Below are 13,392 nucleotides of genomic sequence, written 5' to 3' on the forward strand. Positions count from 1 at the left end.
GAACAACAATGATTAGATTTAATGTTATGTTATAATATAACAATATTATTTTCAATATAAGCCGGGTAACGATGTGTATCCAGGTGTAACTCTTGTTAAAGCTTAGGCACGTTTCGGTACCAGCTCCTCAAATACATCACTGAGATCATCTTTAACTTTTAAATGAATCAGGTTCCAGTATTGTCCTGAAATGGTCCGGTTTACCATCAACGTATCTGGAGAAGGTTTAAATACGTCCCAATATTTCAAGGATGGCTTGATCAGCTCTATACCGTCATGGTGCGCCGAGTTTTCCTCAAAATCATAATAGCCATTTAGTGGGCGTAACAGTACTTCCAGCCACTGTTCATACAGTTCCTGAGGGAATTTTCCAAGTTCTGTAAGTGACTTAAGCGAGTCTAGCTGCTGCTCGATCATCGGAATATTCTGTTCCCGAGCTGCATGTACTAACTCTCTAAAATGACCAATCACTTCAGTAGATAAAGTTTTTACACCACCGAAATCGTAAATAATCACTGTGCCATCTTCACGGAAGGCGAAGTTACCCGGATGCGGGTCACAGTGGAAACGACGCAGATAGAAAATTTCCTGGCCAATGGCACGGAACAGGCGACGGCCCAGATCATTACGGATTTCCACCGGCCAAGTACTGGCAGTTTCAATGCTTTCACCATGTTCCAGACTTAAAGTCAGAATATGCCGTGACGAATAATCCGGATAGACTTGTGGAATTACAATCTTGCTATCCAGTGTTTCGTGGAAAGCACGAGCAACCTCTAAATTTTGTGCTTCGATTTCATAGTTCAGCTCATCGTCCAGACTGTGCTGAATTTCCTTAAACAGCTGATCTTGCAGTTTACGGTCAATTTTCAATACCCCCATCAGACGTAACGCCAGACGGACCTGTTTTAGGTCGCTTTCACAAGCTTCTTCTACACCCGGATATTGCACTTTCACCACGACTTGCTGACCATTCGGCAAGGTGGCTTTATGCACCTGACCAATCGAGGCAGCCGCAAAAGGTTTAGGTTCAAAATCCTGGAAAATCTGCTCCAGCGGTTTGCCAAGCTCTTTTTCAACCTGTGCTTTAATCACATTAAACGGCATGGCTGGCGCCTGACGTTGCAACTTGGAAATGGCACGTGCGACTTCAGGCGGAAAAATATCTTTATATTGAGAAGCGATCTGACCGACTTTCATCACTGCGCCTTTCATTTCTCCAAGGGTATCGGCAATCTGTACACCAATATCCTGAAAAAGTTTGCTGCGCGCTGCATTTTTCTGCTCTTCGTCGGCAGTTAAATTTTTAATAGAATTTGATAATGTTTTGCTGGCGATACTTGCTGTCATACCGGCAAGTTTCATAAAGCGACGACCGGGTGTGCTAGCCGTTTTTGCCATGCGGAATTCCTCAAAATCATCTTTTTAATGCTGTCTTTGATCATAGGCGACAAAGGCGTAAATGCCTATAACTAATTGTAGAGGTTGTGTTGCCAGCCCAATCTCATACTTTACAATTTCTTCAAGAATCTTCCAAAAACTGTGCCAATACCGCTTTGATTCATTATTTAGAGTGATTGGGTTCACCATTAATTCTGAGTTTTTATGCATTGATGAGATTAGAATAGTCAGCATGATTTAAGCTAAGACTATTCCATGAAAGTTTATCGTTATTTTACCGGTAAGGATGATGTGCATTTTTGTGCCCGTGTCACCAAGGCATTAAATGAAGGCTATGAACTGTATGGTTCACCAACCATGACTTTTAATGGAACAGAAGTGATTGTGGGCCAGGTCGTCATTAAAGAAGTAGCAGATGAGTCTGAGATTCCACAGGGTTTAAAAGCAGCTTTAGAAGCGAACTAGAGTTCTGAATGATCATGCCCTCAATGTTTCATTCGCATTTTTATCTTATTGTGTAGGTGGTTTTTACTTTCGCAGCGGCAAAAGTAATAAAACCCTTTTATTAATCTGATGCTTTATCCTAAGCACGCTTTAAGCACTGCTTTAAAGCGTTGCGCAAGATGACTGATCAACGGCGACATCCATGTCGTTGGAGAGTTAATTGAATATAGGATTGAAAATTCATCCTTTTTAATTCTTTTAAGCCTGCTGAATTAAACGTTTATTGTTGCCATAAAGGCGCATCAGCAGTAGCACACAGGCCACACTCAGGCCGACAATCAGCCCCACCCAGACACCGGCCGCACTCATATCCGTAAATCTGGACAGATAGACACCGACCGGGAAGGCAATCACCCAATAGGCAATCATGGTGATCCACATCGGGCCTTTGGTATCTTGCATACCACGTAAGCAACCTGCCGCACTGATCTGCCAAGCATCCATCAGCTGATAGGCAATTGCAAATAGTACCAGATACACTGCGATCTGGGAGACCTGCATTTCTGAGGTGTAGAGCGCCACAATCTCATGCTTAAAGAACCACAGCAGCAGCATGGTTAATACGGCAAGTACAGTAGCAGTGGCTAAACCCAGCCATTGCACCTGACGCATCGCGACCCAGTTTTTCTCGCCATAATAGGTTCCAACACGGATCGTCAAAGCAATCGCTAAAGACATTGGAATCATAAATAGCTGCGATGTAATCGAGATCGCAATTTGATGTGCCGCGACAATGGTTTCACCGAGTGGACTAAGGACAATCGCTGCCGTACTGAAAATGCTCACTTCAAAGAAAATTGCCAGACCAATCGGTAAGCCTAACTTGAGAATACGCTTGAGCCAGTAAGTATTAATTTTTTCCCAGTGAGTGAAGGGTTGGGTTGCCTGATAGGACTTATTTTTTAAAATATAAATCGCAAGCGTAATCAGCATCAGCCATTGCAGAATCGCTGTAGCAAAACCACAACCAGCGCTGCCCAATGCAGGAATTGGACCGAAACCATACATGAAAATAAAGTTGAGTGGTATTAATGCCAGCAGAGCCAATAGACTGATTGCAGTGACTGGGCGTGGATAACCGATTGCCTCGGAATAGCCACGCAGTGCTGCATACATGGTCACCGCTGGCATACCAAAACCAATGGCATGCAGGAACAGGCCGGCCTTAGGCTGCAGGCTTTCCGGTACACCTAGCAAAGGTAGGGTTAGAGGTAAAATCTGCAAAACTAGCCCTGCGATCACCCCAAGTACTAAAGCCACCCAAAGGGATTGACGGGCAATCGTTGAAATTTTCTCGGGAGTGCGAGCACCGTAAGCTTCAGCCACTAAAGGAGTAGTAGCAATCATGATGCCACTAAATAATAACATCACCGGAATCCATAACCCGACCCCGACTGCAATGGCTGCCAGATCAGTTGCAGACAGATGCCCTGCCATAATGGTATCAATCAGACCAAGACCAGCTTGGGAAAACTGGGTGATCAAAATGGGCAACATTAAGGTGAACAGTCGTTTTAATTCAAAGCTTAGGGTTGTGGCTGACGAAACATTCGACACAAAAAATACTCATCTTTCATCATGTGCTTAGATAGAAGGTTTAGCGTTGTAAAGTGAGAAGCACACCAATAAAAATCACCACGCCACCCAGAAGACGTTGCCAGTTGAGTTGTATTTTTTCACTGTCGAACCAGCCAAAATGATCAATGATCATGGAAGAGACCAGCTGTCCAAAAATCACCAATGCAGACAAAGTCAGTAGCCCAAGCTTAGGCGCACTATAGATGCTCATGCTAATTGCATAGACACCGATGACACCGCCTAGCCATAAGTACCAGGGCAATTGCGTAAATGTACTGAGGCTCGGTTTATCCACCTGCTGAAAAAATACCAACACAGCAAGCAATATTGTACCAATCAGAAAGGAGAAAAGGGCAGCTTGTAAGGGAGAATATAAATATTCCCGTAGCTGGGTATTGATACCGGTCTGAAAACTTAAGCCAATACCAATTGCCATTGCCAAAGGGATAAACAGCAGGATCTCGGAAGATATTTTCATTCTCAGGGTCTTGTTTTTGTTAAGTTAAACTGAGTCTACTGTAAAGCGGATGAGAATTCATAAGCAGGGTACTTTTGTCATGCTAAAATACAACAAAATTCATCTGATGTTCTGAGCACTGTCCTTGACTGATTTAAATCCTGCCGCTATTCCCTTGTCCCTGTATATTCATATGCCATGGTGTGTGCGTAAATGTCCATATTGTGATTTTAATTCGCATGCGGTACCAGATGGCAAGCTGTCTCTGGATCTTGAGCAGGAATATTTGCATGCCTTGGTCGAGGACTTTAAAACTCAGCTTGACTTTGCACACGGACGTCAGATTCATAGTGTATTTATTGGTGGGGGTACACCATCCCTGATTTCTGCTCAAGGTTATCAGTGGTTATTTAGTCAATTAAAAGCACTGCTTCCTTTTGAAGAAGGTTGTGAAATCACCTTGGAAGCCAATCCGGGCACAGTAGAGCATGATCCATTTGCCGGTTATCTGGCAGCGGGTATTAACCGTCTTTCGATCGGTGTACAAAGCTTTAATACTGAGCATTTGAAAAAGCTGGGGCGTATTCATAGCAATGAAGATGCGATCTCGGCAATTGCGCATGCGAAAGAGGCAGGTTTTGAGCGCATTAATATTGATCTGATGCATGGATTACCAGAACAGACTTTAGAACAGGCTTTAAATGACTTGAAATTAGCTGTGGAAAATGGAGCGACTCATATTTCCTGGTATCAGCTCACTATTGAACCCAATACGGTATTTTTCCGTACGCAGCCTATTTTACCTATGGATGAGGTCTTGGAAGATATTCAGGAACAGGGTGAGGCTTATTTAAAAGCTCAGGGCTTTATCAACTATGAAGTCTCGGCTTGGCGTAAAGAGTTACCGTCAGCACATAACCTGAATTACTGGCAGTTTGGCGATTATTTGTCGATTGGGGCAGGGGCGCATGGGAAAGTCACACAAGCTGATGGGGTCTATCGTTTCCAGAAAACCCGTTTGCCGAAAGATTATTTAGCCAAAGTACCAGCAGAACATTTGCAGTTTAAACGGATTGAAGCTGAAGATATGCCGTTTGAATTTATGATGAATGCCTTGCGTTTAAATAATGGTGTAACAGCAAAGTTGTATGCAGAGCGTACAGGCCTCAGTCTGGAGGGTCTGAATGAATTATTGACTTCACTGCGTCAACGTAAACTCATGGTTGAGGATCCAGAACGTTTGGCTTGTACCGAGCAGGGGCATGTATTTTTAAACTCAGTACTGGAAGAGTTTTTATAAGCCTGTGGATTTCTATTCAATAAAGTTTAATTCCATCTACCTCTATTAATTTCTCAATAATTTTGTGATTATTCAAATATTAAGTCATTTGAATAACATAACAATATTGCGAGGGGCGGGTGAGTTCTTTATTAGATTTCTACAAAGTAGAATTAGGCGATGCACGCTTTTTTATTTTGGATAGTAAGAGTGATCATCTGGTGTATGGTGACTTGGATTTTGAGGAATATCATTGGGACAAGGCAAAATTTAATAAAGTGCGTCCAGGTGATTTCTTTCTCTACCGTCGACCACAAAAAGCTTCAGAAATAAAAAACCAATTCTATATTTACGGTGCTGGCCGCATTGGTCAGATGATTGAAGTTGCGAATGCATCTGGGCCCGATAAAGTTCGTCAAAAGCCAGTCTATGCCACTATTGAACAAGGCATTGCCTTTGAAAATCCCATCCTGCAATCCGATTTGGAAAATTTTCAGTGGAGCTTTAAGACCCGTGGCTCAACTTGGGAATATTTTTTCCAGCAATATGGTATGAATGAAATCCATGCTGATGATTTTTGGCGATTGCTGAATATTGGGGTGCAAGGTAATAATTATGAATTCAATGCATCCCAAACTAGTGTAGAGCAAGAAGTTGCTGATTATTTTGTTGAAGATAAGCGTGCCCATGTCAAAATCCGAGGCGTTGAACAAAGAGAATTTGCTTTAAAAGTAAAGCTCAATTATCAATATCAATGTGCAATTTCAGGGATCAAAACCAAAGATTTTCTAGTAGCTTCACATATCATTCCTTGGTCAGAAAATTATGCGCAACGAACTAACCCACGGAATGGAATTTGCTTGTCTTCTCTATTAGATAAAGCTTTTGATACTGGTTTTATGACTATTGATGAAAAGTTTAAAGTTTGTATTGCGAATAAAGCACTACACGACCAGTCCTTATACACCTATTTAAAACAGTATCAGGGGCACAGATTACAGGTGCCAAAGAGCTATCAACCCGATCAAAACTTTTTAGCTTGGCATCGGTAGCATGTATTTTTAGATAATCACAGTGCCGATATCAGTTTCAAGTTAAAGTAAGCAATAGATTAACCTTTGATATCATTTTGATTTTTTAAAAATAAAAAAGCCCGATGGATTACCTAGGGCTTTTCTTCTATTTCAACTTTGCCTTCAAGTTATTCGTTATTAACGAGGCCTAGGCGATATTTTGTAATATGGGCTGTTGCGATGATTATGACTTAGTGTAATTTTTTACATGATTGTATGCAGATGAAGAAATTAGACAGAGTATTTTGAATTGAAAGACTAGGGACTAGAGAAAAGCAAGACCTTAATTAATGTATCTAAGATAAGTGTGTATTTATTTATGGCACAAAAAAAGCACTCTAATGAGTGCTTTTTTTCATCTTAGCAACGATTAGATTGCAGTGATGTTAGTCGCTGTAGGGCCTTTTTGACCTTGAGCAACGCTGAAAGAAACCTTTTGGCCTTCAGCTAAAGTTTTGAAACCTGAACCTTGGATTTCGCTGAAGTGAGCGAAAACGTCTGGACCGTTGTCTTGTTGAATGAAGCCAAAACCTTTAGTTTCGTTGAACCACTTTACTGTACCAGTAACTGTATTAGACATAATATAACCTATTGAGTTTTATTGATTTATAGTCAATCTATGGGATGACTAAGATGTAACTTGGAAAAATAGACTGGATGGAGCTTTTGATCTATAAAAACGGAGGTTTATGACTAAAACTGCGATACTTAAAGAAGACTAACCAAAACAAGAATTTTTCTAGTTGCAACCATCATACCCTGAATTCAGAGATATTCAAGCTGTATATCACTATTATTTTTTATGCAGTTGATATCACTCAAAATAAAATTGTAGAAAAATTATACAGAATTAAAAAATCAAGGACTTAATATGCTTTAACAAAAAGAGCGCCGTAGCGCTCTTTTTGTTATTTGACTTTCAATGTCAGCGAAAACTTAGTAATCGAAACTGAAGTGCTCAGATGCCAGTGAAGTCATCGTTTTAGATGGGTTGACCATCGCTTCGGCATGACCTTGGGTACGTGGCAATAAGCGTTCAAAGTAGAAATCTGCCACTTTGATTTTCGCTTTGTAGAATTCTGGGGTTTCTGCGCCATCATTCGATGCCAGCTTGGCCGATGCAACGGCCGCCTGCTGTGCCCAGAAGTAAGCCATCATCACATAACCCGAGAACATCAGGAAATCTACAGATGCAGAAGAAACGATATCACGGTCCTTACGTGCAGCCAGCATGATACGAACCGTTAATGCATTCCATTGTGCGCAAAGTTTGGTTAAGTCCCAAGCAAAACGACGCATGTATTTGTTACGTGCATGCTGGCCACAGAATTTCAGGATTTCTGCCGTGTAATCACGAATCACTTTGCCTTTAGAAGTTAACAGCACTTTACGGCCAATCAGATCTAGTGCCTGTACACCTGTTGTACCTTCATAAAGAGTAGAGATACGCGAGTCACGTACGATTTGTTCCATGCCCCATTCTTTGATATAGCCATGACCACCAAAGACTTGCATACCGTGATTGGCTGCTTCATAGCCCAGTTCAGTCAGGAAACCTTTCAGAATAGGGGTATAGAAACCTAAGTGATCATCATGCGCCTCGAAAGCTGCTGTATCTCCACGAACCAGAGCATCATTCATTTTGTCTGCAATTTGTGCTGCATGATAAATCATTGCACGACCGCCTTCAGCAATTGCTTTTTGTGTTAATAACATACGGCGAACATCAGCATGGTGAATGATGGCATCAGCTACTTTTTCTGGATCTTTCTTGCCAGAAAGGGCACGCATTGACATACGCTCTTTGGCATAAGGCAGGGCTCCTTGGAAAGACAGCTCTGCATGACAGATCCCCTGAATCGCGGTACCGATACGTGCCGTATTCATAAAGGTAAACATTGCATGCAGACCTTTATTCTTTTCACCAATCAGGTAACCAACCGCATTGTCAAAGTTCAGTACAGCTGTTGCAGATGCACGGATTCCCATTTTGTGTTCAATCGAACCACAAGTAACCGGATTGCGTTCACCAATGCCGCCATCAGCTGCCGGAATGAATTTCGGTACGATGAACAAGGAAATACCTTTAGTGCCCGCAGGTGCATCTGGCAGGCGTGCAAGTACAATATGAATGATATTTTCAGTCAGATCATGTTCACCCGCCGAGATGAAGATCTTGGTACCTGAAATGGCATACGTGCCATCTGCATTTGGCTCAGCTTTGGTTTTTACCTGGCCCAGGTCGGTACCACATTGCGGCTCAGTCAAACACATGGTACCAGACCATGTACCTGCTACCAGGTGAGGCAGGTAAAGATTTTTTTGCTCATCTGAACCAAATTGAATAATGGTATTGATACAGCCGATACTTAAACCTGGATACATCTGGAAGGACCAGTTTGCAGTGCCCATCATTTCAGACTTAACCAGATTCAAAGATTGTGGAAGGTTTTGACCGCCAAATTCTTCAGGATAAGAAAGACCTTGCCAGCCGCCTTGTACGAACTGTTCGTATGCTTCCTTGAAGCCTTTAGGCGTAGTGACTTCACCATTTTCAAAATGACAGCCTTCCAGATCACCACTTTGATTCAATGGAGACAGTACATTTTCACAGAAATCTGCTGCACCTTCCAGAATCATGTCCACGGTTTCAGCATCGGCATATTCACCATTTGATAGTGTCTGGTAATGTGCAGGGTAATCAAGCACTTCATTCATAAGGAAGCGAATGTCACGTAACGGGGCTTTATATGCTGGCATGCGTTTTAATCCTGATTAATAGTTTTGGATTATCTGTATCGATTCTTTGATTATTCACATTGCGGCTAAAAATACATTGATAAGGCAAGCAAATAAAAATGTCAGAAAGGCGAATCGAGGAGATAGGAAAATTAGGGTGATTCAGGTTAAAGATATGGGCTAATAATAAATAGCTGAAAAATAAAAAAGACTTATATGAAACGACTTTAATAGATAATTATTCTGTTTGTCTAGGTGATTTTTTGGGTGAATTGTACACAAATGTTATTGTTCGAAAATAAACAGAAGTGCTGTCATTAAATCCACTTATTGCTCTGTATATTGCCTTCTGTCGGAAAATCAAAAGAGCCTCCGTAGAGACTCTTGAATCATATTAAAAGCTTAAACGGGCTTAAAGGAAATCTTTGAGCTGTGGCTTGACCCCATTCCAGATCGCGAAAGATTCAATCGCTTGACCGACCAGCATGCCAAAACCTTCAGCGCTAGGAACACCACGCGCACGGGCTTGATCTAGAAAAGTAGATGGTTTGCCATAGGCCATTTCATATGCGTGTTTAAACTGCAGTGCTTCCGGCAGGATTAAGGCATCACCACTCAAGCTGGCAGAAGTTGCATTGATAATAAGATCGAACTCACCCGCCAGATCAGTCAAGGCAATCGCTTGCAGTTCAGCTTGTGGTACTGCATCTTTTAAATCCGCAATCAGCTGTTCGGCACGGGTGAGGGTACGATTGGCAATGACAATTTTCTTCACACCTGCCTGTACCAGTGGATAGATCACGCCACGAGTCGCACCACCAGCGCCAATAATCAGAATATCGGTATTTTCCAGGTTCCAGTCTAAAGCACGAATAGCTTCAACCAGACCTTGACCATCGGTATTATCACCATGCAGGACGCCATTTTCCATCCATAGTGTATTTACTGCACCGGCAATACGAGCGCGTTCAGTCAGCACCTGACACTGTGCATAAGCTTGTTCTTTAAACGGAACCGTGACATTCATGCCGATACCGCCTTGGGCAAAGAAGTCCTGAATATTGGCTTCAAAGCCATCCAGCGGAGCCAGACGTTTACTATAGGTGAGATCAATACCGGTTTTAGCGGCAAATGCATGATGCAATTCTGGAGAACGTGATTGTTCAATCGGGTTGCCAACAACAGCAAATTGTTTGCTCATTTCACAGTGTCCATGTGCTGAAATGCTCAACAATATACGTGAAAACAGGTAGGGACTAAAGTATTGAAAGGTCTAATTCTAGGGGCTTATTTTAGGAATTACAGGTTTTAATAATGCGTTCAGTCAGAAGCAGGGCACCACTTAAGATAATACCGATAATCATAATAATGCTGACACTGATTGCCAGACTGTCCAAGATAAGATCCTTGGTTAAGAATGTTGTGGTAATTGCACTGACTGTAACGGCCAGAAATACCCACATCATCAGCACATGACTTTTGAAATGTCGTAGCTGCATATATTTTTACCCAATATTTTTTAAGATTTTACTATACAGCAGAGCTTGTGACGAAGTGAGGACATTTCTGCTTATTTATATAAAGAAAAGTTTCTAAATGTTTATAGGAAAATTTTTCGTTCAAATTAATAGTCTTGAAGAATTAGTTTTGTAAATTTGGGAACGAATTAATTGCATGAAGTTTTCAGGAGAAAAAAATTAGAGGTACTGTAAGCAAAAAATAATTGGAACAGTTTTATAAAAAATGCCCTCAAACTGAGAGCATTTTGGTTAAGCGTACACTTACTTCTTTAACTCTTTTAGCCAATCTCGTGGCTTTAGATAATAATCGGTGAGTTGTTTCTCTGGTGAACCTTCGGCCCATTCCGGACGATAAGACCAGCCAGTGAGTGGGGGCAGACTCACTAGAATGGACTCGATCCGGCCACCGGTCTGTAAGCCAAACAAAGTGCCACGGTCATACACTAGATTATATTCAACATAACGGCCACGACGATACAGTTGAAACTCACGCTGTGCTTCGCTATAAGGTTTGTCCTGATTGCGCTGGAAAATCGGAATGATGGCATCCAAGTAACCCTTACCCATCGCCTGCATGTATTTAAAACAGGTTTCAAAATCCCATTGGTTCAGGTCATCAAAGAACAGGCCACCGACACCACGCTGTTCATCACGGTGCTTTAAGTAGAAATAATCATCACACCATTTTTTATGCTGTGCATAAACTTCTTCGCCAAATGGCGCACACAGATCATGCGCCGTCTGATGCCATGAAAGCACATCTTCATCATTCGGATAGAACGGTGTCAGGTCAAAACCACCGCCAAACCACCAGATCGGATCCTGGCCTTCTTTTTCAGCAACAAATAGGCGCACATTGGCATGTGAGGTCGGCACATTTGGATTTTTGGGATGGATCACCAGTGAGACACCCATCGCCTGTGCCTTAGCCCCGGCAATTTGTGGATGACGTTCAGTGGCTGAAGCCGGTAGTTTAGAAATATTGATGTGCGAGAACATTACCCCGCCTTTTTCAATCACTGTCCCATTTTGCAGCACACGTGAACGGCCACCACCACCTTCAGGTCGCTCCCAGTCATCAATGATAAACTCAGCTGAGCCACCACCAGCACGTTCTTGTTGTTCGAGAGCCGCACAGATGCGTGCCTGTAAGTCGAGGAGGAATTCGCGTACGCGTTGAATATCCGCAGAAGTTGGATGCTGCATCAAAGCCCTCATGGGGAGAAAGAAAGACTTTCTACATCAAAGCATAAAATGGCATAAAAATTAAGATGTATTTGCCGATACTGATGATCTAAAAAGACTTTGTGTTCACAGTAAATTAAAGCAAGGTAGCGTATTAAATCCGACCGAGATGCTAGGTTGAATTCTTTTTTCGAGCCCCACACAATAGCTTTAGATGGCCCATGCTTGGGTGAATTTTCGATGGTCATAGGTGGATATTATGTCGGTTCAGGCTACTTCCCTCATTCAAAAATACAATCTCCCAGGTCCACGCTATACTAGTTATCCAACTGTACCGTATTGGGAAGAACAGTACTTTTCTCTGAAACAGTGGAAACAGACTTTAAAGCGCTCTTTTGCTGAATCGAATCAGAAAGAAGGCATCAGTCTATATATCCATCTGCCCTTTTGTGAAAGCCTGTGCACTTTCTGTGGATGCCATAAACGTGTCACCAAACGGCATGAAGTTGAGCAACCCTATATTCAGGCGGTGCTGAAGGAATGGGATCTGTACTGTGAATTATTGGAAGAAAAGCCAATGATCAAGGAAATCCATCTTGGTGGTGGTACACCGACTTTTTTCTCGATTGAGCACTTAACTCAACTGATTAAAGGTATCTTGGTTAAGGCCGAAATAGCGTCTGAGCATGAATTCAGTTTTGAAGGTCATCCGAACAATACCACTTATGAACATTTGCAAGGCTTGTATGACTTAGGTTTTCGCCGGGTCAGCTATGGCGTGCAGGATTATAATGAAACTGTGCAGAAAGCCATTCACCGCATCCAGCCTTATGAAAATGTCAAACAGGTCACCGAATGGGCGCGTGAAATAGGTTATACCTCGATTTCGCATGATCTGGTCTTTGGTCTGCCATTCCAGAGCCTGGATGATGTCCTGACTACCATTGGCCAAACCAATACCTTAATGCCGGACCGTTTAGCCTTATATAGCTATGCCCATGTGCCATGGATCAAGGGTAATGGCCAGCGCGGTTTTAAAGATGCCGATGTGCCAAAAGATGAAATCAAGCGTCAGTGCTATGAAGAAGGTAAGAAGAAACTGCTGGCACATGGTTACCATGAAATTGGCATGGATCATTTTGCGCTAGAAAGTGACAGCCTGTATCAGGCTTTTAAGGAGAGTTCTTTGCACCGTAACTTTATGGGTTATACCGCATCTAAAACCCAAGTCATGATCGGATTAGGGATTTCATCAATCAGTGATAGCTGGTACAGCTTTGCCCAGAATGTAAAAACCATTGAAGAATATTATGAATGTCTTGAACAGAATGAGATTCCAGTAGTTAAAGGGCATGTATTAAGTCAGGAAGATTTAATCATCCGTAAGCATATTCTGAATCTGATGTGCAGTTTCACCACTTCTTGGGCAGATGAGCACATGCAATTTGCTGAAATTGACGAAGTACTAAAACAGCTCAAAGAAATGTCACAGGATCAGTTGATTAAAATTGTAGACTCATCAGTCACAATTTTGGAGAAAGGGAAACCTTTTGTACGTAATATCTGTATGGCTTTTGACCTGAGATTAAAACGTAAAATGCCGGAGAACCGGATTTTTTCGATGACGATTTAGAAATCCCTTCAATCCTCCTCAAC

Annotated in this window: 12 protein-coding genes; 4 read left to right on the top strand and 8 right to left on the bottom strand. The window is 42.1% G+C overall.

Annotation, left to right across the window (positions count from 1 at the left end; all coding sequences use genetic code 11):
• Positions 1-102: 102 nt before the first annotated feature.
• Positions 103-1,401: an ABC1 kinase family protein gene (locus tag C3420_RS00955; protein ID WP_048881795.1), complete on the bottom strand. Its 1,299-nt coding sequence runs from the start codon at positions 1,399-1,401 to the stop codon at positions 103-105.
• Between the two features lie 255 nt (positions 1,402-1,656).
• Here C3420_RS00955 and C3420_RS00965 point away from each other — a divergent pair, with 255 nt between their 5' ends.
• Positions 1,657-1,866 carry a DUF1737 domain-containing protein gene (locus C3420_RS00965; RefSeq protein ID WP_004809883.1) on the top strand — a complete coding sequence of 70 codons (210 nt, stop codon included), beginning with the start codon at positions 1,657-1,659 and terminating at the stop codon, positions 1,864-1,866.
• A gap of 237 nt (positions 1,867-2,103) precedes the next feature.
• Here the strand turns inward: C3420_RS00965 and C3420_RS00970 are convergent, their stop codons facing one another.
• Together C3420_RS00970 and C3420_RS00975 are read right to left on the bottom strand one after the other, a co-directional pair.
• Positions 2,104-3,462, bottom strand: coding sequence for an MATE family efflux transporter (locus C3420_RS00970; protein WP_048881796.1), 1,359 nt, complete (start codon positions 3,460-3,462; stop codon positions 2,104-2,106).
• A 40-nt stretch (positions 3,463-3,502) separates the two neighbouring features.
• A complete protein-coding gene (locus C3420_RS00975; protein WP_004809881.1) occupies positions 3,503-3,961 on the bottom strand; it encodes a DMT family transporter in 459 nt (152 codons plus the stop codon).
• 124 nt (positions 3,962-4,085) lie between these two features.
• On the opposite strand from C3420_RS00975, the gene hemW reads away from it, so the two are divergent.
• Complete coding sequence (gene hemW, locus C3420_RS00980; RefSeq protein WP_103799824.1) at positions 4,086-5,240, top strand: radical SAM family heme chaperone HemW; 1,155 nt, start codon at positions 4,086-4,088, stop codon at positions 5,238-5,240.
• Positions 5,241-5,359: 119 nt separating this feature from the next.
• On the top strand, positions 5,360-6,271 hold the full coding sequence (locus C3420_RS00985) for an HNH endonuclease (RefSeq protein ID WP_103799825.1): 912 nt from the start codon (positions 5,360-5,362) through the stop codon (positions 6,269-6,271).
• Positions 6,272-6,662: 391 nt separating this feature from the next.
• Here the strand turns inward: C3420_RS00985 and C3420_RS00990 are convergent, their stop codons facing one another.
• The 5 genes from C3420_RS00990 to hemF all read right to left on the bottom strand — a co-directional run bounded on the left by C3420_RS00990 (position 6,663) and on the right by hemF (position 11,757).
• Complete coding sequence (locus C3420_RS00990; protein WP_004786992.1) at positions 6,663-6,872, bottom strand: cold-shock protein; 210 nt, start codon at positions 6,870-6,872, stop codon at positions 6,663-6,665.
• Positions 6,873-7,228: 356 nt separating this feature from the next.
• Positions 7,229-9,052, bottom strand: a complete 1,824-nt coding sequence (locus tag C3420_RS00995) for an acyl-CoA dehydrogenase C-terminal domain-containing protein (protein ID WP_103799826.1) — start codon at positions 9,050-9,052, stop codon at positions 7,229-7,231.
• A 391-nt stretch (positions 9,053-9,443) separates the two neighbouring features.
• Positions 9,444-10,232 (bottom strand): shikimate dehydrogenase, encoded by a 789-nt coding sequence (gene aroE, locus C3420_RS01000; protein ID WP_008303037.1) that lies wholly within the window; start codon positions 10,230-10,232, stop codon positions 9,444-9,446.
• A gap of 91 nt (positions 10,233-10,323) precedes the next feature.
• Complete coding sequence (locus C3420_RS01005; RefSeq protein ID WP_004809869.1) at positions 10,324-10,530, bottom strand: hypothetical protein; 207 nt, start codon at positions 10,528-10,530, stop codon at positions 10,324-10,326.
• Between the two features lie 282 nt (positions 10,531-10,812).
• Positions 10,813-11,757, bottom strand: coding sequence for an oxygen-dependent coproporphyrinogen oxidase (gene hemF / locus C3420_RS01010; protein WP_103799827.1), 945 nt, complete (start codon positions 11,755-11,757; stop codon positions 10,813-10,815).
• Between the two features lie 238 nt (positions 11,758-11,995).
• On the opposite strand from hemF, the gene hemN reads away from it, so the two are divergent.
• Positions 11,996-13,369 (top strand): oxygen-independent coproporphyrinogen III oxidase, encoded by a 1,374-nt coding sequence (gene hemN / locus C3420_RS01015; RefSeq protein WP_103799828.1) that lies wholly within the window; start codon positions 11,996-11,998, stop codon positions 13,367-13,369.
• Positions 13,370-13,392 lie beyond the last annotated feature (23 nt).

Source organism: Acinetobacter sp. ACNIH3, from assembly GCF_002918965.1.
In the GTDB taxonomy this organism is placed as follows: Bacteria; Pseudomonadota; Gammaproteobacteria; order Pseudomonadales; family Moraxellaceae; genus Acinetobacter; species Acinetobacter schindleri.

What these genes read in the sequence shown, in the direction of transcription:
- C3420_RS00955 (WP_048881795.1), bottom strand. Translation starts at nt 1,401, where the DNA reads ATGGCAAAAACGGCTAGCACACCCGGTCGTCGCTTTATGAAACTTGCC.
- C3420_RS00965 (WP_004809883.1), top strand. Translation starts at nt 1,657, where the DNA reads ATGAAAGTTTATCGTTATTTTACCGGTAAGGATGATGTGCATTTTTGT.
- C3420_RS00975 (WP_004809881.1), bottom strand. Translation starts at nt 3,961, where the DNA reads ATGAAAATATCTTCCGAGATCCTGCTGTTTATCCCTTTGGCAATGGCA.
- C3420_RS00990 (WP_004786992.1), bottom strand. Translation starts at nt 6,872, where the DNA reads ATGTCTAATACAGTTACTGGTACAGTAAAGTGGTTCAACGAAACTAAA.
- C3420_RS00995 (WP_103799826.1), bottom strand. Translation starts at nt 9,052, where the DNA reads ATGCCAGCATATAAAGCCCCGTTACGTGACATTCGCTTCCTTATGAAT.
- aroE (WP_008303037.1), bottom strand. Translation starts at nt 10,232, where the DNA reads ATGAGCAAACAATTTGCTGTTGTTGGCAACCCGATTGAACAATCACGT.
- C3420_RS01005 (WP_004809869.1), bottom strand. Translation starts at nt 10,530, where the DNA reads ATGCAGCTACGACATTTCAAAAGTCATGTGCTGATGATGTGGGTATTT.
- hemF (WP_103799827.1), bottom strand. Translation starts at nt 11,757, where the DNA reads ATGCAGCATCCAACTTCTGCGGATATTCAACGCGTACGCGAATTCCTC.
- hemN (WP_103799828.1), top strand. Translation starts at nt 11,996, where the DNA reads ATGTCGGTTCAGGCTACTTCCCTCATTCAAAAATACAATCTCCCAGGT.